Here is a 19,420-nt window from a genome sequence, read left to right on the forward strand (position 1 = left end):
AACAGGCCTAAAAAAAGTAAACAGCCTGCATATACCATCATTCTGGAAACTGCATCATACGTCATTGTCATATGAAAGAGAAAAAGATACACTTGAAATAAAATCAGCTTTATGACATCATGAAGTACCTCTTTATTACGGAATCCATGCATACGGTATCAACTTCCTTATCTTCACTGAAATGGATCTATTAAAATATATACTCGCAGCGGTTCCCCCTTATGCTAGTTTTCTAGTAATATTTTTGCCATACTGTTTTCGATATGCCTTAGACCATACTAAAAAAAGCCGGATTTGAAGGCTATGCCCTCAAATCCGGCGTTATTTGTTTTATACTAAAGCTTTCTTTGCAATATCCGTCCGATAGTGTTTTCCCTGGAAACGGATGCGGTCGGCTTCCGCATAGGCTTTGGCACGAGCTTCCGCGATATCGCGGCCCAGTGCGGTTACGCCAAGCACCCTGCCGCCGCTGGTGACGATGCTTCCATCCTTCACAGCGGTCCCGGCATGAAACACGAGCGCATCTTGAACCTCGTCCAACCCTTCGATCGGCAGCCCTTTCGAGTACGATCCCGGATAGCCCTCGGAAGCGAGAATGACGCATACCGCAGCTTCGTCGCTCCACTCGATGTTCATCCGGTCGAGACATCCGTTGATCGCAGCAAGGAAAATGTCCAGCAGATCGGTCTTCAGCCGAGGCAGCACGACCTGTGTCTCCGGGTCGCCGAAGCGTGCGTTGAATTCAATCGTCTTCGGTCCATTCGGCGTAAGCATCAGTCCCGCGAACAACACGCCGCAGAACGGTCGGCCTTCGGCTACCATGGCCTTGGCCGTAGGCTTGATGATCGTTTCAATCGCCTCATCGATAATCGACTGCGGAATGTGCGGCAGCGGTGTATACGTGCCCATACCGCCCGTATTCGGTCCTTTATCATTATCGAAAACCGGCTTATGGTCCTGTGCCGGAACCATCGGACGTACCGTTTCCCCGTCTACGAACGACAGGATGGACATTTCTTGTCCGGTCAGAAATTCCTCGATCACCACCTGGTTGCCGGACTCGCCGAATACTTTGGCAACCATGATGTCGTGCAGCGCCTTCTCCGCTTCTTCCAGCGTCTGAGCCACCACAACGCCTTTGCCCGCGGCCAGACCGTCTGCCTTAATGACTATCGGCGCCTTTTGCTTACGAAGATAGGCCGCGGCATCCTCATAGTTGTCAAAGGATTCATAAGCCGCCGTCGGAATGTTGTATTTTTTCAGCAGCTGCTTGGTAAACACTTTGCTTCCTTCAATGATCGCCGCATTCTTTCGGGGACCGAAAACCGGAATTTGCTTGGCCTCCAGATGGTCGACAATGCCCTCGTACAACGGGTCATCCGGTCCGATCACGACGAGGTCGATCGAACGGTCGATCGCAAATTGGGCGATCTCTTCAAATTGATTCACCTGGATAGGCACACATTCAGCCACACCGGCAATGCCTCCGTTGCCCGGCGCACAGAACAACTCCTGCACTTTCGGACTTTTTTTGAGCGCCCAACAAATCGCATGCTCGCGGCCGCCGCCGCCCACTACCAATATCCGCACGTTTGGCTCCCCCTTAATCTTTGTTTACGATCAGCAGCTCGGTCTCTCCGCTTCCGAGGCGAATCGTTTTGACCAGCAGTGAAATTTTATTTTCGTCGTTCAAAACGTGCCAGTAGGTGTCCGCGATTTGCTTCGCATCATTTTGAAGCGGAACGAGCGCCGGCTCGCCTTGGAAGGAAGGCAGCGGGTTTCCGTCGCCCGCATACGTATGGATGCAGTGACCGAAGCCGGGAAGTGCCTTCTCATAAGTATAGGTATGCCGAAGCGTCTGTTCTTCCGTATTGTCGCCGGACTTCAAAATTGACAGCTTGTAGGCAAACTGACCGTCCTTCAGATCTACGAGACCGCTGATGCGGGGAGTGAAATTCGGCGCATCCGGTTCATACGTCCGGGTAGCCAGCGCAATCTCGAAAGATCCGCCCGCCTGCAGCGCTTCATGAATCGTGTTGGTCTGGTCGCCGTTGGTCACAATATGCGCCCCGTTCACATGCTTGACCGGGTAATAGATAATCAATGAAGGATCCGTCAGCTTCGCCGGATCTTTCGCTTCCGTGCGGACAAACCCGTTCTCTTCTTGAACAAACACGCGGTTACGGCTGTTTTCGCTGCGTCCCATAATCCAGTAAACCTGTACCAGACGCGTGCCGTCCGGCGTTAAACCGATCACGATCCCGCGGCCGGGATAAGCATTCTCTTTCAAACCATTTATATATTGATCCGCTTTTGCGGCTCTATTCGTCGACACGTTGTTTTCCTCCCCGGTTTAATGGCTTGCTTAGTGGTGGAACAGACGAACGCCGGAATACATCATGACCATTCCGTAATCGTTGGCCGCCTGCACGACTTCCTCGTCCCGCATCGAGCTTCCCGCCTGTACGACGTATTTCACGCCGCTGCGGCTGGCGCGATCCAGATTATCGCGGAACGGAAGGAAAGCATCCGAACCGTAAGAAACGCCCTGCAGCTTGTTCAGCCACTCCCGCTTCTCTTCACGCGACAAGCGCGCCGGCACCTCTTCGAAGCAAGCTTCCCAAGCGGCTTGCTCCACCGAGGTCAACTCCTCTTCAAGCCAAAGGTCGATCGCATTGTTCTGCTCTGCACGGGATAAGCCTTGACGGAATTTCATGTTCAGGGCCGTTGGATGCTGGCGAAGAAACCAACGGTCAGCTTTGTCTCCCGCCAGCCTCGTACAGTGAATCCGCGACTGCTGCCCGGCTCCGATGCCGATGGTTTGGCCGTCCAGCGTATAGCAAATAGAATTGGATTGCGTATATTTGAGGGTGACAAGGGCAACTAAAAGATCCCGCTTCGCATGTTCCGGCAGCTCTTTGTTCTTCGTAACGATTTTTTCCAGAGCCGATTCATCAATGACCGCGTCGTTGCGTTCCTGCTGCAGTGTAAGACCGAACAGGGTGCGGGTTTCGATCGGATTCGGCACATAGTCAGGATCAATCTGAAGAATCAGATAGCCTCCGTTCTTTTTAGCCTTGAGTATTTCCAGCGCCTCGTCCGTGTAGCCGGGCGCCACAACAAGATCGGATACCTCCCGCTTCAACAATTGAGCCGTCGAAGCATCCACGATATCGCTAAGTGCGGCGGCGTCGCCGAATGAGGACATACGGTCGGCGCCGCGGGCACGCGCATAGGCCGTCGCCAGAGGAGAAAGCTCCAGGCCTTCAACGAAGTAAGCCTTCTTCAGTTCGGGTGACAGCGGAGCGGCAACGGCAGCCCCTGCCGGGCTTACATGCTTGAAGGATGCGGCCGCAGGGAGTCCGGTAGCACGGCGCAATTCGCGGGCCAGCTGAAACCCGTTGAGGGCATCCAGCAAATTGATGAAGCCGGGATCGCCGTTCAGAACCTTAACCGGCAGTGCTCCTTCACTAATGAGCTTCGCTTGTTTTTGATGCGGATTCATTCCGTACCGCAGATTCAACACGTTCTTAGAGCTTGTCGTTTGGCTCATGGTGTTATCCCATCCTTTGGTTTATGATCAGCAGCTTGTTCCAGGTGGATGCTGCCGTCGCAAATGCCTTGTATCACTTCCGGATACAGCCGGTGCTCTATTTGGTGTATGCGTTCGGTGATCGACGCCTCCGTATCGCCGGGCTGAACGTCGATCGCGCGTTGAGCCAGGATAGGCCCGCTATCGAGCCCTCCATCGACCAGATGCACCGTCACTCCGGTGACCTTCACGCCGTGACGGAGCGCTTGTCCCACCGCGTCAAGCCCCGGAAAAGACGGCAGCAGCGAGGGATGGATATTGATCATACGTCCCCAATACGCATCCACCAATACCTTGGTAATAATTCGCATATATCCCGCAAGAACGACAAGATCGACGTTCCTTAGCTGCAGCTGTTGTAAAATTTCACGCTCATACGCTTCTCGGGAGGCATACTCTTTCGGGTTAAACGCAAATACAGGGATACCGGCCGCTTCCGCCCTCTCCACTACCTTGGCCTTAGGGCGGTCACAAACCAAAAGCTCGATGCGTGCATCGAGCCGTCCTTCCTTCACCGCATCCGCAATCGCTTGAAAATTGCTTCCGTTCCCCGATGCGAACACGGCAATGCCGAGAGGAGCCCTTCTCATACGGCTGCCCCGTTAAATGTGACAATGCGCTCCCCTGCCGTTACACGTCCAAGCGTATAGGCCTTTTCACCGTGACGCTCGAATAGCTCCGCCGCTTTCGCCGCTTGGTCTTCGGCTACGATAACGACCATCCCGATCCCCATGTTGAACGTACGGAACATATCGTTATTGCTGATTTCGCCTTCTTGCTGCATCAGTTCAAAAATCGGAAGAATCGGCCATGAACCATAATCAATCTCCACGTTCACGCCTTCAGGCAGCACGCGCGGAATATTCTCCAGGAAGCCTCCACCGGTAATGTGCGCCATGCCCTTGATCTCTACCTGCTCCAGAACGGCAAGCACCGGTTTGACATAAATCTTCGTCGGCGCCAGGAGCGTATCGCCGAGACTCCCGCCCAATGCCTCTACGTGATCGTGCAGGCTGTAACCCTTCTCCTCCAGCAGAAGCTTGCGGACAAGCGAGAAGCCGTTGCTGTGCACGCCGCTTGAAGCCAGGCCAAGCACAACATCTCCCGGACGAATCGTCTTGCCGTCGATGATCTTCTTTTTGTCTACGACACCGACGGTAAAGCCGGCGATATCGTATTCGCCTTCGCTGTACATGCCCGGCATCTCCGCCGTTTCGCCGCCGATCAAAGCACATCCCGATTGCACGCAGCCATCGCTGATGCCCTTGACGATCGCTTCGATTTTCTCGGGAATGACCTTGTCGCAAGCGAGATAATCGAGGAAAAAGAGCGGCTCCGCTCCCTGTACCACGATGTCGTTCACACACATCGCCACGGCATCGATGCCGATCGTATCGTGTTTATCCATCGCGAACGCGATTTTGAGCTTCGTGCCGACTCCGTCGGTTCCAGAGACAAGCACCGGCTCTTCATATTTATCTTTGTTCAAGCCGAACAGTCCGCCGAAACCGCCGAGCTCCGTCAATACTTCCGGTCGGAACGTCGTCTTGACGTGCTTCTTCATGCGTTCCACCGCTTCGTTACCGGCTGCGATGTCAACACCGGCCTTTTTATATGCATCGGACACTTGGTATTTCCTCCCCAAATCGATATGACCCTAATTTCGCCGCTGTGCGACGCCTAAATCATCGTTACACCGCCCGCGCAATGCAGTAGTTGGCCGCCTTGTGGTTTTTACTAGCCATCTGAACGCCAATCGAGGCTAGCCGCGCGGATTGCTGCGCTGTTTTTCACCCTTACAGCTTCGAGACTGAGGGCCGCTGCACGGTCCCTGCCCCGTCACTTTTCAAGCACGATCCGCCTCAATCGCAGCCACAGCTGAGCGCGGCTTCGTCTGGGACCGGCGTCGGATAATGGTTGTCGAAGCAAGCGGTGCAATGCCCGCGGTTGTATTCGCCGCCGGGACGGCCAATGGCCGTGAGCAAGCCTTCCTTGCTCAGGAAGTGAAGAGAATCCGCGTTGATCGCCTGGCGAATCTCTTCCACCGACTTCACCGCGGCAATAAGCTCCTTGCGGCTGGGCGTATCGATGCCGTAGAAGCACGGGTTTTGAAACGGCGGCGAACTGATCCGCACGTGCACCTCCGAAGCACCCGCTTCGCGGAGCAGATTCACGATGCGCAAGGACGTCGTCCCGCGCACGATCGAGTCGTCGATCATGACGACGCGCTTGCCTTCCACAATGCTGCGTACCGCAGACAGCTTCATTTTCACGCCCTGCTCGCGCAGCTCTTGGCTCGGCTGGATGAACGTCCGGCCGGTATAGCGGTTTTTGATCAGCCCCAGCTCATAGGGGATGCCTGTCTGCTCGGCGTAACCGATAGCGGCAGAGATGCTGGAGTCCGGCACACCGGTGACGACATCCGCATCGACGAACGATTCGATCGCCAGCTGGCGCCCCATGCGTTTGCGCGCGGAGTGAATGTTCGTCGAATCGATGTCGCTGTCCGGCCGGGCAAAATAAATGTATTCCATCGCGCAAATGGCGCGCTGTTTAATCGGTGAGAAACGGTCTTCCGTCAATGTGCCGGTCTTGAGGTCCATGACCAACAGTTCGCCGGGTTCAATGTCCCGATAGTACTGGCCGCCGACCGTATCGAATGCGCACGACTCGGATGCGAACAGCTTCGCGGTTCCAAGACGGCCCATGACAAAGGGACGCAGCCCATATGGGTCCCTTGCGGCAATGAGCTTATCCTTGGTCATGAAAAGGAACGCATAGGCGCCCTCTACCTTCAGGAGCGTTTCTTTCACGGCGCTGACAATATCGTCGTGCTTGGAACGCGCAATCAAGTGCGCAACGACTTCCGTATCGCTCGTTGTTTGGAAGATGGAGCCTTCCTTCTCCAACTGGCGCTTGATGGCCGGGGCATTGGTCAGGTTGCCGTTCGTTGCAATCGCCAGATCCCCTTCCCGATACTTGAATACGAGCGGCTGCGCATTGGCCAGCTTGCTTTCGCCCGACGTAGAGTAACGCACGTGGGCGATCGCGTTGGAGCCAACCAACGTTCCAAGGTTTTCGTTATTGAACACTTCCTTCACGAGACCCATGCCGCGATGATAGTTGAACGAATCTCCTCCGGTTACGCAGATTCCCGCACTCTCCTGGCCGCGATGCTGGAGAGCATGCAAGCCGTAGTAGGAAAGCGAGGCTGCTTCGGAGTGGCCGAACACTCCGAAGACACCGCACTCTTCTCTCAGCTTATCGAACAGTCCGTCATGGCTGCTGCCGACCCCTTCATTATAATAATCTCCGGTCCACAGCTTCGGCACCTTGACGGAACTCGCCCCTTTGCCCTTGATATTGCCTAGTCCTTGTCCGCCGACTCTCAGTTCATCAGACATGGAATCGCATCCTTCCAAACCTTTTCTAGTTGTGTTACAGATGCATCAATAACCGATTTTCCATTGACTTGAACGTTCAATTCCTGTCCGCCAACCGTACCCAATACCTGCACAGGTACGCCCGCTTCCGACAGCAGCTTCCGCAGTTCTTCCGCCTTGTCCGGCGCGGCGCTGAGCAGAATGCGCGACTGGCTTTCGCTAAACAGCGCTACGTCATTGCGCAGTTCGCTGACAAAGTTCACCTTTGCACCGATCTTCCCGCTAATACAGCTCTCTGCCAATGCCACGGCCAGACCGCCTTCCGACAAGTCGTGAGCGGAGGCTACAAGTCCGCTTTGAATCGCACGCAGCACGGCATTCAGCAGCGTTTGCTCCACATCGAGGTCGATCTGCGGCGGACGGCCTTCCGTTACGCCGTGCAATACGTATTGGAACTCGCTGCCGCCAAGTTCCGCTTTCGTCTCGCCAAGCAAGAGAACGATATCGCCTTCGCGTTTAAAGCTCTGTGTCGTAATATGGTCGATATCATGAACCAGACCGACCATACCGACAACCGGAGTCGGGTAAATCGCACCTTTGGCGTTCTCGTTGTACAAGCTGACATTTCCTCCGATTACCGGCGTATTCAGCTTGCGGCATGCTTCCGCCATCCCGTCGACCGCTTTCTCCAGCTGCCAGAAAATTTCCGGCTTCTCCGGACTGCCGAAGTTCAGGTTATCCGTAATGGCCAGTGGCTCCGCTCCCGAGCACACGTTGTTCCGAGCCGCTTCAGCTACGGCGATGCGTCCGCCAACCTCAGGATCCAGGTAGACAAAACGTCCGTTGCAGTCCGTCGACATTGACAGCGCCTTACGGGAGCCGCGAATCGTGATCACCGCCGCATCCGAGCCCGGTTGAACCGCGGTCGAAGTCCGCACCATATAATCATATTGGTTGTATATCCATTCCTTGCTGGCTACCGTAGGCGATGCCAATACCTTCATGAGCGCATCGTTCAGATCGGTAACCTCAGGGTAGCGAAGGGTGTCGATACGGCCGTTTTCCTCATAATAAGCAGGCACAGCCGAAGGCTTATGGTACATCGGAACATCGTCCACAAGCGCTTTAACCGGCATATTGCCGACCAGCTCGCCCTTATGGTAAAGCTTCAGGTTGCCGTCGTCCGTCACCTTACCGACCTTATGACAAGGTAAGCCCCAACGTTCAAAAATCGCTTTCGCCTGCGCTTCATGCTCGGGCTTCACCACGAACAGCATCCGTTCCTGGGATTCTGACAGCATCATCTCGTAAGGCGTCATGCCTTCTTCGCGCTGCGGCACCTCATCGAGATAAAGCTCCATGCCGTTGCCCGCTTTGCTGGCCATCTCGGAGCTGGAACAGGTAAGCCCGGCGGCGCCCATATCTTGAATGCCGACAACGATTCCCGAGTTGATCAGCTCAAGGCAGGCTTCGAGCACCAGCTTCTCCATGAACGGATCGCCCACTTGAACGGCCGAGCGCTTGGATTCCGACTTTTCAGACAAATCCTCGGAAGCGAACGTCGCCCCGTGAATGCCGTCGCGTCCTGTTGCCGGACCCACGTAGAATACCGGGTTGCCGACGCCTTTGGCCACGCCTTTTTGAATTTTGTCATGCTCAATGATACCGACACACATCGCGTTGACGAGCGGATTGCCCTCATAGCTCTCGTCGAACATCACTTCGCCGCCCACCGTCGGAATTCCGATACAGTTACCGTACCCCGCAATGCCCGATACGACGTTCTCAAATAAATATTTCACGCGATCGTTGGTCAGCTTGCCGAAACGCAGGCTGTTCAATAAAGCAACCGGACGCGCGCCCATCGAGAAAATATCGCGGATAATGCCGCCCACGCCGGTAGCCGCGCCTTGATACGGCTCGACGGCCGACGGGTGGTTGTGGCTTTCGATCTTAAACACCACCGCCTGGTTGTCTCCGATATCCACGATACCGGCCCCTTCACCAGGTCCCATCAGGACTTTTGGTCCACTGGTCGGGAATTTTTTCAATACCACCTTGGAGTTTTTGTAGGAGCAGTGCTCCGACCACATGACGCTGAATACGCCGATCTCTACGTAATTCGGTTTCCGTCCGAGGAACCCGCAAATCTGTTCATACTCCGAGTCCGTAACGCCGAACTGCCTGTAAATCTGCTGCTCTGCAATTTGTTCCGCTGTTGGTTCCTTAGCCGATAGCTGCTGCGCCATGCTTCTCCCTCCAAGTGCTCAATATCGATGTAAACATCCTCCGTCCGTCCGCCGAGCCCAAGATCTCATGCACCGCACGCTCCGGGTGAGGCATCATGCCAAGCACGTTGCCCTCACGGTTGCAAATCCCTGCAATATCGTCGACCGAACCGTTCGGATTGCTGCCTGCTTCATATCGGAATACGATCTGGTTATTGGCCTTCAGCTCAGCCAGCGTCGCCTCGTCGCAGTAGTAATTGCCTTCGCCGTGAGCGATCGGAATGTTGATCAGTTCGCCCTTGTTGTATTCTTTGGTGAAGGGGGTATCCGTGTTTTCCACTTGCAGAAGTGCCGCGTGGCAGCGGAACTTCAAGGACCGGTTGCGCAGCATCGCGCCTGGAAGCAGCCCCGATTCGAGCAAGATTTGGAATCCGTTACAAATGCCGAGTATATATTTGCCTAGCGCCGCGGCTTGAACCAAAGCGTTCATCACAGGAGCAAACCGTGCGATAGCGCCTGTACGCAAATAATCGCCATAGGAAAAGCCCCCGGGAAGGATGATGCAGTCATATTTCGACAAATCCGTCTCTGTATGCCATACATAATCCACAGGCTGTCCGATCGTATCCTCCACCGCTTTATAGCAGTCGATATCGCAGTTGGAGCCCGGAAATACCAGTACCGCAAAATTCATTGTTCGTGCTCCTCCTTTTATTAGGCCTGTACCAGCTCGAAACGGTAGTCCTCGATCACCGTGTTGGCCAACAACTTTTCACACATGGCCTTTAAACGCTCTTCCGCAGCCGCGCGGTCATCGGTGTTCAATTCCACTTCCAGATACTTGCCGATTCTTACTTTCTCCACCTCGTCAAAACCCATTGAATGGAGCGCGCCTTGAACGGCGGTTCCCTGAACATCTAGTACGCTTTGCTTGATCGTTACATACACGGTCGCTTTAAACATCGGATAAGTACCTCCTGCAAAATGTTTGTTCGTTCGATCTACCGCAGAGCGGCAATTACCCTTGCACCAAACGGTTATAAATATCGCGGTAACGCTTGGATGTTTCTTCCACTACATGCAGCGGCAAAGGATCCGGCTCGCTGTTCTTGTCCCAGCCTGTGCCTGCCAAATACGTACGTACCGGCTCCTTATCCATACCGTCGATCTCAATATCGAGCTCGTACTTTTCCTGCGCCCAGAATCGGGAGGAGTCCGGAGTAAAAATTTCATCAATTAATATAATTTCGCCGTCAATAAGTCCAAACTCAAATTTCGTATCCGCCAAAATGATGCCGCGCTCGGCACAAATCGCATGAGCAAACTCGTACAGCCGGATGCTCTTTTCCTGCAGCTGTTCCGTGAGCTCCGCTCCAACCAGCTCTTTCATCCGCTCGATGGAAATGTCTTCGTCATGTCCGACATCGTTCTTTGCAGCAGGGGTGAAAATCGGTTGGGGAAACCGCTCGTTTTTCCGCATTCCTGCCGGAAGCTTATGTCCGTTCACCTCGCCTGTCTGCTGATACTGGCGCCAACCGCCGCCCGTAATATACCCGCGGACCACGCATTCGATATCGATCCGCTCTGCTTTGCGCGTAACCATAAAGCGGTCCTTCATCACCTCGCGGTCCGTAATCAGATCGCCGAGCTTATCCACATCCCCATGAACCATATGATTCGGCTGTATCGAAGCCGTCCGCTCAAACCAGAACTTGCTCAAGCTGTTCAGTACGTTGCCCTTGTCCGGCACGGCCGGGCTGAGCACCCAGTCGAATGCCGAGATCCGGTCGGTGACCGCAATCAGATAGTGTTCGCCGAGATCGTACAGTTCCCGTACCTTGCCCTTATACAGCAGCGGAGCCTTCACATAGGCTTCCGCGCTTGAAATGGCCGTTGTCGCAGCGCTCATCGTCCTTCTGGCCTCCCCTTTATCAGCTCAAGCCCAAACGCTTGAAAATCGTATCCACATGCTTTAAATGCCAGCTCGGATCAAATGCATCCTCGATCTCTTCCAAGCTCAAAACTTCCCGTACCGCCGGCGTATTCTCAATAATTTCGCGGAACGAGCGCTGCTCTTCCCACGCCTGCATCGCTCGCGGCTGAACCGTATCGTATGCCTGCTCGCGGCTGAAGCCCTTGTCGATCAGCTTTGTCATTACGCGACCGGAGAAAGGTACGCCGTATGTGCTTTGCATGTTGCGCTTCATATTTTCCGGGAACACCGTCAAGTTTTTCACGATGCTGCCCAAACGGTTCAGCATATAGTTAAGCAAAATCGTCGCATCCGGTAAAATAATACGTTCCACGGACGAATGGGAAATATCTCTCTCATGCCACAGCGTAACGTTCTCGTATGCGGACACCATATGACCGCGGATCACACGCGCCAAACCGGAGATGCTTTCGCAGCCGATCGGATTGCGTTTGTGCGGCATAGCCGACGAGCCCTTCTGTCCCTTGGCGAACGGCTCCTCCACCTCGCGGAACTCGCTCTTTTGCAGCGCGCGGATTTCCGTCGCAAATTTGTCCAGCGAAGTCGCGATCAAAGCGAGCGTAGCCATATACTCCGCGTGGCGGTCGCGCTGCAGCGTCTGCGTCGAGATCGGCGCGGGCTTCGTGCCGAGCTTGCCGCAGACGTATTCCTCTACGAACGGGTCGATGTTGGCGTATGTGCCTACGGCGCCGGAGATTTTACCGTACTGTACGCCGTCGGCAGCAAAGCGGAACCGCTCCAGATTGCGTTTCATTTCCTCATACCAGAGCGCCATTTTCAAGCCGAAGGTCGTAGGCTCGGCATGTACGCCATGCGTCCGTCCCATCATCGGCGTATGTTTATAAGCGATGGCTTTGTCACGAACAATATCGATGAAGTTTATGATGTCCCGTTCCAGAATTTCGTTGGCTTGCTTGAGCAAATAACCGAGAGCCGTATCCACCACGTCCGTCGAGGTCAGACCGTAATGCACCCATTTGCGTTCAGGTCCCAACGTTTCGGATACCGCACGGGTGAACGCAATGACGTCGTGGCGGGTTTCCTGTTCAATTTCGTAGATGCGCTCAATATCAAAGCTTGCCTTTTTGCGCAGCTCGACAACATCTTCCTTCGGAATGACGCCCAACTCGGACCAGGCTTCACAAGAAAGCAACTCCACTTCCAGCCAAGCCTTGAATTTGTTTTCTTCCGTCCAAATAGCGCCCATTTCGGGTCTTGTATAGCGATTGATCATTGTTCCCCATCCTTCGTTTAATTCTTTTCTATAGATTCCCAAATATGTGAAGCCTCTATCCAATGAAATGCCGCTTCCACCGTTTCGGACAGCAGATTGACGTGTCCCATTTTCCTTCCTGTTTTGGCTTCATGCTTGCCGTACAAGTGGAGCTTCGCCGTCACGCCGGGCACAACCCGCTCCGATTCCGGATTCACGATCCAATCCAGCAACGGCTGTACGTGCTCGCCCAATACGTTAACCATCACTACAGAAGAGAGCAGCGCCGTATCCCCCAGCGGAAGGTTGCATATCGCCCGGATATGCTGCTCGAATTGCGATGTCCGGCACGCTTCCATCGTATAATGACCGGAGTTATGCGGACGCGGCGCAAGCTCGTTGACGTACAGCTCTCCATCGGCCGTCAGAAACATCTCTACTGCAATCAGACCGATCACATCGAGTTCTTCGGCAATTTGCCGCGCCATCGCTTCCGCCTTCTTCAACACGGCTTCCGGCGCACGAGCCGGAACAATGGACAGATGCAAAATATTGTTCACATGCACGTTCTCGGCCGGCGGAAATACCTTGACTTCCCCCCGCGGGCTTCTGGCCGCAATCACAGATATTTCTTTCTCAAACCGGATAAACTGCTCAAGTACCAGCTCCGTTTTGGCCTTGCTCAAAGCGTCATAAGCCTCATGCACTTCTTCCAGCGAACGGATGATCCATTGGCCCTTGCCGTCATAGCCGCCCGTTGCCGTTTTGAGCACGCAGGGGGTTCCAAACCGCCGTACCGCTTTACGCAGCTCCTCTTCATTTTTGATCTCCGCATAAGGTGCTACCTTGACTCCGGCAGCTTCAATCGCCCGTTTCTCGCGCAGCCGATGCTGCGTGGTGTAAAGCAATCGGCTGCCCTGCGGTACATACGATTCGGCCATCAACAGGGAAGTCACTCCCGCATCCACGTTCTCGAATTCATACGTAATGACATCCGACTGTTCCGCTAACTGCCTTGCCGCCGCCGTATCGTAATATTCTGCAACGATCTGGCGATCGGCCACCTGTCCGCAGGGCGCATCCGGCATCGGATCCAACGTAACAAAGCGGTAGCCCATCGCGCGTCCGGCCAAAGCCAGCATCCGGCCAAGCTGCCCGCCTCCAAGGATGCCTATGGTTGCCCCCGGTGCATGCACCCGATCAGGATTGTACGCCTTGCTTGCCATATTCTCTTGCGTCATTCCAGCACGCTCTTTTCCACTACCGTCTTTGCGATGCGCTCGCGCCGTTGCGTTATTTTCCGCTGCAGCTCCGGATCGAATGCCCCAAGCATCTGCGCTGCGAGAAGACCGGCATTCGTCGCCCCGGCATGTCCGATGGCCACCGTAGCGACGGGAACGCCGCCTGGCATCTGTACGATGGACAGCAGAGAATCCAGACCGTTCAACGTGGACGTTTTGACCGGAACGCCGATCACAGGCAGCACTGTCTTGGAGGCTACCATACCCGGCAGATGCGCGGCTCCGCCCGCGCCCGCAATAATCACCTTCAGCCCCCGCTCTTGTGCCGACGCTGCATATTCGAACATCAGGTCAGGCGTTCTGTGTGCTGAAACGACTTTTTTTTCATAGGGCACACCCAGTTCCTCCAGCACGCCGCATGCATGCTTCATCGTCTCCCAGTCCGATTGACTGCCCATAATGACTCCTACAAGAACTGACATCCGTAAACCTCCATGTCGTTTATCATCTGGCTGATATAAAAACAAAAACGTCCTTTTGATAGACGCTGGACCGCTAATGCACAGTCTATCGGCAGGACGACAAGAAATATCCACAAGCGAAAGCTAAGGCCATTGCACCGCAGTGCAGACCTTCTATACTATCGCTCACTCGTAGTCCAAAAATTTAAGGTTTTCGGGTAGAAACTTTCGGGCCTTATTCCCGATGATATACGAGAGATTATTCGACTTTTTCCGAATGATTATCCATTCGCTGATACGTTTTCAGTTTAACAGGCTTTAACACCGGATGTCAACTACAAAAGACGAACATTAACTAAAAAGACATAAATAATAGTTCGCATTTCGTACCCTATTCATTCAGATTTTTCCTGATAGTGGCATGTTTTATTTTTATATTCTTCAGTTCCTCGAGGCCGTCTTCGACTTCTGTCTTGGATAAATTGCCTGCAGCCAGCCGCTCTTCTTCGACAGAACGCCAGCGTTCGTACATACGTATCCCTTCATCCAGCACCGTTATCCACTCCTCACGGAGATGTTCATCCTCGTTTAGCTCGTCCAATAAATGAAATAAAACATCCTCGCTTTTGGCATATTGTCCGCAATCCTCATAATAAAAAACAAGCTTATGCATGGTATCCGTCGGCATAGACGCACGGTTCGCAAGAGCCAGCGCCGCATCGATCCGCTCTTTGAACATCCCGCCCAATTCATCCCGGGGATCCATCTCCCTGGCGGTGAGCAGCAAGTCCAGCGCCTTTAAGCCGTCCTTAATTGCAGCAGCCGCGTGACCGCTCTCTTTCTGTGCAGCGCCCCGCGCATTCAGCATATCTCCTAAAGCCAGCACTTTTCCTTGATCGACATGTCCGTCCTTGGAAAGCAGTGCGAGCAAATCCTTGGTAGATAAAGCGTGAATCAGCCTGGAATTCAGCCCTAACAATTGACGCATGGCCTGATTCAACAGTTCAAGGGCTTCCTGCAAACGTTGATTTTTCCTTGCGAACATTACTTTATGCAGCACTTCCGTCGTCTGCTCAATCAACCGCATGAGATAATCGCGTCTGTACATGATCTCTTCCCTTCAATTCTGGCCGTGTCGTTCTTTTTATTGTACAGGATTATGCAGCATGAGGAAAACCGGCGCTAGAAGCAATTCCATTATGAGGGAATGATTGGATGATTTTGTGCATTGAACCGGAACATTATCCTATGTTAGGCTTTTAAAAGCCGAATCGTACAGCTTAATTATGTGTACGTACGGGGGACTAAGCACTTGGGGTGAATGCTTGCAGGCTGCACGGCTGCGCTAGGGAACAACCTCTTCCCGAACCCGACAACTAACCTCGGAGGCAAAAACAGGAGGGAACGCATCATGAATTTTCGTTTCAAAAACATGCTCCTGGCATGTGTATTTGCCGTGCCTTCAGTTTTAACGGCATCTATACCCGCACATGCGCAGGAACCTGTACGCCTGGCTGATGACGTCAAGGTACAGGTAAACAAAAAGCTCGTGGCATTTCCGGATGCACAGCCTTTTGTGGATGAGAATCACAAACTTCAGGTCCCCGCGAGAGCGGTTACGGACAAGCTCGGGTACAAGCTTCAGTGGGAACAAGACGGTTCCCGATTCACCATTACAATACAGAGCAGCGACAAAACCGTTTCGCTGTCGACCGGTGACCGGAGCATGACGGTTAATGGAAAGCCGACTCAAATTACGGACCCGGCCAAGTTTGTAGACGGACGCGTGTATGTCCCTTTTCGGCTGATTTCCGATACTTTCGGAATCAAAACCCAATGGGACAAGATCAACCGGATCGCGATTCTCAGCACGGACGGCCAATATCATGCTCCCGCATGGTACCGCCCGGTGAACAAGGTTAGCAAGGTACCGAATTATTCCAAAGTGATCGTAGCCAAGGCTACGGCCTATACTGCTTCTGCCGATGAGAACGGCGGTTATGCGGGACTCGACTATATGGGCAACCCGCTGCGTCTGGGCACCATTGCCGTAGATCCGTCCGTGATCCCGCTCGGCTCTAAAGTGTATGTCGAGGGTTATACGTATGATGGTCTTCCTGCCGGCGGAATGTACGCCACGGCAACCGATACAGGAGGTGCGGTGAAAGGCAACCGCATAGACATTTTCCTGCCTGAGAGCAAAAATAAAGCAAGAATGTTCGGAATTCAACAAGTAAAAGTATATATTCTCGGTTCATGATCTTATTTGATTCTCATCCATAGCACGAAGCGGCCGTCTCTCCATCGAGGCGGCTGCTTTTTTTTGGCTGCCGGACTTGCCGCATACTTTTGTTCTGACGTCCAAAACCTAAGATGGTCATGTCAGAACGGAGGTCGATTCGTTATGCATCGCCGTATGTGTAGGTTCATGATTGCTTTGGTGGTCCTGTTTCTTACCGGCGCCGCACCCTCAAACAGCGAGGTCGTATGGAACGTCGAGACGGATCAGAAGCTGATCGCACTTACGTTTGATGATGGGCCGAATCCGGTGTATACGCCGCAGATTTTGGATTTGCTGAATCAATACGGGGCTAAAGGCACTTTTTTCGTTATTGGCAAACGCGTGCAGATGTACCCTGCCATTGCCATCCGCGAGGTAAACGAGGGACATGAAATCGCCAATCATACGTTCGATCATCATTACTTGAAAAACTTTCCCCCCGAACGTCTCGTAGAAGAAATCCGCCAAACCCAGGAGGTTATATTCGATATCACAGAACAAATGCCGCACGTTTTCCGTCCCCCTGGAGGTTTTTACAATGATGCCTTGCTTCAATCTGTCAAAAAGGATCAACTTACGGTCGTGATGTGGTCTTGGTATCAGGATACGCAGGATTGGAAAAAGCCGGGCGTAGACAAAATTGTCCGCCAGGTTCTGGACAATGCCCACAACGGCGATATTGTGCTGTTCCACGATCTTCAAGGGGACTGCACCCAGACCGTAGAGGCTCTTAAACAAATTTTACCCGAGCTGACGCGGCGGGGTTATCAGTTCGTCACCGTATCAGATTTGATTGCCAAAACACGCAAATAAACCGTTTATCTTCAAAAGATGTGATCATGGTGCGGTCGGGATGTCCTATGATATAATCAATTGGAATTCAATAAGCTATGTTATGAGGGATATCATGCTTTCTTTTGAAGAAAAACGTGCCGTTGTGGAATCGTTCCCGGAGTTGGAACGTAAAAATGTATCCTTGGGCCGGATCAATTATCATTATGAAAAAAGCGCCCATGACAAAAAGATTGTGGTTTATCATCTGCATCCGAACGGTAACGGTTTTGTTTATGCCGGTCTTCTGTATGGTTACGATCAGGATGACAAAGGCTTGGTCAATATTCGTGATTTCTCCAAGGAACAGCTTCATGCGATCATAGAGGCCTCCATCCGCTCTCTCTCCCCGAGAACAACAGAGGAACAGGCCATTATTGGAGATGCAAAAGAAGAAAGATGGATCGGTCCGGATAACCATACGCTTGTGCTGCTGGAAGAAGACGAAATGTGGTATGTGTACTCGGGACTTCATCTGGAGTCCGCTTTTGACACCTATGCTGAGGCGATCGAATATCTGCACGATGAAGGATTTTCACGTATGTAGCTTTATCGCTTAGGGTTTCAGGACCACGCTTGGTGTTCAAATGAAGGCACCTCACTCTTGGTTGGGATGGGGTGCCTTTGCCTTTGTTTTTTGTATCATAAACTTGTTCAGGATCATGGGAAAGGAGCGGCGCCGCATGGTTTTCAGAGAGCAACACGCTTACTTGAGGAGTATCGAGCTGTTAAGGGACCGGATTCCCTCATTTACAGCATACCCGTTTAATCTTCCTTCCTTGCGCGAACTCACCTCTTTGCCTTTGCACCCCAAAGTAACCTATATTATAGGCGAGAACGGAATGGGAAAATCCACGCTGCTTGAAGCGGCGGCTATCGCATGGGGATTTAATCCGGAGGGCGGCAGTCTCCATTTTACATTTTCTACCCGTTCATCGCATTCCGAGCTGCACCGCTATATCCGTTTGGTACGCGGAGTCCGTAAACCGAAAGACGGCTTCTTTTTCCGCGCCGAAACCTATTACAACCTGGCAACGAACATTGATGAAATGGATCGTGAGCAGTCCTCGGGCCCCCCTATCATACGGTCATATGGCGGCAAATCACTGCACGAGCAATCCCATGGAGAATCGTTCTTCGCGGCTTTCCTTCACCGTTTCGGAGGGAATGGCCTTTACATTTTGGATGAGCCCGAGGCGGCCTTGTCTCCTTTTAAGCAGCTGTCCATGCTAACCCGTATTCACGCTTTAGTGAACCGAAACTCCCAGTTTATTATTTCTACTCATTCTCCCATTTTAATGGGATATCCCGACGCTCTGATGTACAATCTTACGGACAAGGGCATTGAACAGATAACTCTGGAAGAAACCGATCATTATATCATTATGAAACAGTTCCTGCTAAACCGGGAACGGATGCTGAAGGAATTGTTCGCAGATGTGGAATAATCATAAAAGACCAATAGCAGGAGCAGGCATCCTTGTGCTTCCGCCGGATCCCTGCTCTTTCTCTAATGGCCTGTAACCGATCCATGAGGTCAGATTGGCTTTCCGTTCTTCTTCACATCAAACTTCCCGCTTCGGTTATCAACGGCTCCCGGCTGATTACCTACAGGAGGATCGATTTGTACGGCCTCATTCGTTGTCCGCGTATGATGCAGGTCGGTTGCTCCCGCGGCATGGGTTCCTAATTCGGCCAGTTCTTCATTTTCGTTGTTATTTTGCACTTTGCTCATGAACTCATTCCTCCTTGAGGTGTGGTTTGTGAATTTACGCTTTCCTTCGACGTAGCTTCCGAGCTTTTTGGAGTATTCGAATCTAGATCCGTCATCTCCATATATCAGCTTTCTTGCTGGATATCATTACAGCTCTAAAGTTGCAAATCTTCAGTTAGTATGCAGTCTGTTTGCCCTGATTCATTCAACCGCTCTTTACCAATAAAGGGAATATCGGAATGTTATGTATGTTAAAATCCAATTTACATCGAGGGAGGCTTCCATGTATAAGCGTAATATTATCCTGAAGTACAAAAAGCCTGCAAGTCATTTAATATGACTTGCAGGCTTTTTGAATACATTTGCTTGGCGACGTTCTACTCTCCCAGGACCCTGCGGTCCAAGTACCATCGACGCTGGAAGGCTTAACGGTCGTGTTCGGTATGGGTACGCGTGGTTCCCTTCCGCCATCATCACCAAACG

General features: G+C 52.7%; 19 protein-coding genes, 1 rRNA gene and 2 riboswitches. Of the genes, 4 read left to right on the forward strand and 16 right to left on the reverse strand.

The annotated features are described in order from the left end of the window. Positions 1 to 330: 330 nt before the first annotated feature. The 14 genes from purD to BLT35_RS22400 form a co-directional block, all read right to left on the reverse strand. Positions 331 to 1,590: a phosphoribosylamine--glycine ligase gene (purD, locus tag BLT35_RS22335; RefSeq protein ID WP_062410701.1), complete on the reverse strand. Its 1,260-nt coding sequence runs from the start codon at positions 1,588 to 1,590 to the stop codon at positions 331 to 333. Positions 1,591 to 1,603: 13 nt separating this feature from the next. Continuing rightward, entirely contained in the window at positions 1,604 to 2,335 is a 732-nt protein-coding gene (locus tag BLT35_RS22340; protein ID WP_074729801.1) for an IMP cyclohydrolase, read from the reverse strand. Between the two features lie 30 nt (positions 2,336 to 2,365). Beyond that, positions 2,366 to 3,553, reverse strand: coding sequence for a phosphoribosylaminoimidazolecarboxamide formyltransferase (locus BLT35_RS22345; RefSeq protein ID WP_062410700.1), 1,188 nt, complete (start codon positions 3,551 to 3,553; stop codon positions 2,366 to 2,368). Beyond that, a complete protein-coding gene (gene purN / locus BLT35_RS22350) occupies positions 3,550 to 4,182 on the reverse strand; it encodes a phosphoribosylglycinamide formyltransferase (protein WP_054819445.1) in 633 nt (210 codons plus the stop codon). The genes BLT35_RS22345 and purN overlap by 4 nt, the downstream gene beginning before the upstream one ends. Next, complete coding sequence (gene purM, locus BLT35_RS22355; protein ID WP_062410699.1) at positions 4,179 to 5,219, reverse strand: phosphoribosylformylglycinamidine cyclo-ligase; 1,041 nt, start codon at positions 5,217 to 5,219, stop codon at positions 4,179 to 4,181. Before purM ends, purN begins: the two co-directional genes overlap by 4 nt. A 235-nt stretch (positions 5,220 to 5,454) precedes the next feature. After that, entirely contained in the window at positions 5,455 to 6,996 is a 1,542-nt protein-coding gene (purF, locus tag BLT35_RS22360; protein WP_082660949.1) for an amidophosphoribosyltransferase, read from the reverse strand. Then, positions 6,981 to 9,224, reverse strand: a complete 2,244-nt coding sequence (gene purL / locus BLT35_RS22365; protein WP_074729802.1) for a phosphoribosylformylglycinamidine synthase subunit PurL — start codon at positions 9,222 to 9,224, stop codon at positions 6,981 to 6,983. The genes purF and purL overlap by 16 nt, the downstream gene beginning before the upstream one ends. Beyond that, on the reverse strand, positions 9,202 to 9,897 hold the full coding sequence (gene purQ, locus BLT35_RS22370; protein ID WP_062410697.1) for a phosphoribosylformylglycinamidine synthase subunit PurQ: 696 nt from the start codon (positions 9,895 to 9,897) through the stop codon (positions 9,202 to 9,204). Before purQ ends, purL begins: the two co-directional genes overlap by 23 nt. A gap of 20 nt (positions 9,898 to 9,917) precedes the next feature. After that, the gene (gene purS, locus BLT35_RS22375; protein ID WP_054819443.1) at positions 9,918 to 10,166 is read right to left on the reverse strand and encodes a phosphoribosylformylglycinamidine synthase subunit PurS; all 249 of its coding nucleotides are present in this window, start codon (positions 10,164 to 10,166) and stop codon (positions 9,918 to 9,920) included. A gap of 55 nt (positions 10,167 to 10,221) precedes the next feature. Then, positions 10,222 to 11,112, reverse strand: a complete 891-nt coding sequence (locus BLT35_RS22380) for a phosphoribosylaminoimidazolesuccinocarboxamide synthase (RefSeq protein WP_062410696.1) — start codon at positions 11,110 to 11,112, stop codon at positions 10,222 to 10,224. Positions 11,113 to 11,134: 22 nt separating this feature from the next. Beyond that, complete coding sequence (purB, locus tag BLT35_RS22385) at positions 11,135 to 12,430, reverse strand: adenylosuccinate lyase (protein WP_074729803.1); 1,296 nt, start codon at positions 12,428 to 12,430, stop codon at positions 11,135 to 11,137. A gap of 17 nt (positions 12,431 to 12,447) precedes the next feature. Then, positions 12,448 to 13,650 (reverse strand): 5-(carboxyamino)imidazole ribonucleotide synthase, encoded by a 1,203-nt coding sequence (gene purK, locus BLT35_RS22390; protein WP_074729804.1) that lies wholly within the window; start codon positions 13,648 to 13,650, stop codon positions 12,448 to 12,450. After that, positions 13,647 to 14,132, reverse strand: coding sequence for a 5-(carboxyamino)imidazole ribonucleotide mutase (purE, locus tag BLT35_RS22395; protein ID WP_054819442.1), 486 nt, complete (start codon positions 14,130 to 14,132; stop codon positions 13,647 to 13,649). Before purE ends, purK begins: the two co-directional genes overlap by 4 nt. A 152-nt stretch (positions 14,133 to 14,284) precedes the next feature. Continuing rightward, a riboswitch (purine riboswitch) is annotated at positions 14,285 to 14,386 on the reverse strand. Positions 14,387 to 14,502: 116 nt separating this feature from the next. After that, complete coding sequence (locus tag BLT35_RS22400) at positions 14,503 to 15,219, reverse strand: DUF6483 family protein (RefSeq protein WP_074729805.1); 717 nt, start codon at positions 15,217 to 15,219, stop codon at positions 14,503 to 14,505. A gap of 146 nt (positions 15,220 to 15,365) precedes the next feature. Next, positions 15,366 to 15,517: riboswitch (cyclic di-AMP (ydaO/yuaA leader) on the forward strand. Between the two features lie 5 nt (positions 15,518 to 15,522). Here BLT35_RS22400 and BLT35_RS22405 point away from each other — a divergent pair. The 4 genes from BLT35_RS22405 (at position 15,523) to BLT35_RS22420 (ending at position 18,671) form a co-directional block, all read left to right on the forward strand. Further along, positions 15,523 to 16,371 carry a stalk domain-containing protein gene (locus tag BLT35_RS22405; protein WP_054819439.1) on the forward strand — a complete coding sequence of 283 codons (849 nt, stop codon included), beginning with the start codon at positions 15,523 to 15,525 and terminating at the stop codon, positions 16,369 to 16,371. A 168-nt stretch (positions 16,372 to 16,539) separates the two neighbouring features. Continuing rightward, the gene (locus tag BLT35_RS22410) at positions 16,540 to 17,205 is read left to right on the forward strand and encodes a polysaccharide deacetylase family protein (protein ID WP_254777640.1); all 666 of its coding nucleotides are present in this window, start codon (positions 16,540 to 16,542) and stop codon (positions 17,203 to 17,205) included. Between the two features lie 94 nt (positions 17,206 to 17,299). Further along, entirely contained in the window at positions 17,300 to 17,770 is a 471-nt protein-coding gene (locus tag BLT35_RS22415; protein WP_062410691.1) for a hypothetical protein, read from the forward strand. 136 nt (positions 17,771 to 17,906) lie between these two features. Further along, positions 17,907 to 18,671 carry an AAA family ATPase gene (locus BLT35_RS22420; protein ID WP_074729806.1) on the forward strand — a complete coding sequence of 255 codons (765 nt, stop codon included), beginning with the start codon at positions 17,907 to 17,909 and terminating at the stop codon, positions 18,669 to 18,671. A gap of 89 nt (positions 18,672 to 18,760) precedes the next feature. Here BLT35_RS22420 and BLT35_RS22425 read toward each other — a convergent pair whose 3' ends face one another. After that, entirely contained in the window at positions 18,761 to 18,958 is a 198-nt protein-coding gene (locus BLT35_RS22425) for a hypothetical protein (RefSeq protein ID WP_062410689.1), read from the reverse strand. A gap of 343 nt (positions 18,959 to 19,301) precedes the next feature. After that, a 5S ribosomal RNA gene (gene rrf / locus BLT35_RS22430) occupies positions 19,302 to 19,418 on the reverse strand. Positions 19,419 to 19,420 lie beyond the last annotated feature (2 nt).

The organism is Paenibacillus naphthalenovorans (genome assembly GCF_900099895.1).
GTDB classification, from domain to species: domain Bacteria; phylum Bacillota; class Bacilli; order Paenibacillales; family NBRC-103111; genus Paenibacillus_G; species Paenibacillus_G naphthalenovorans.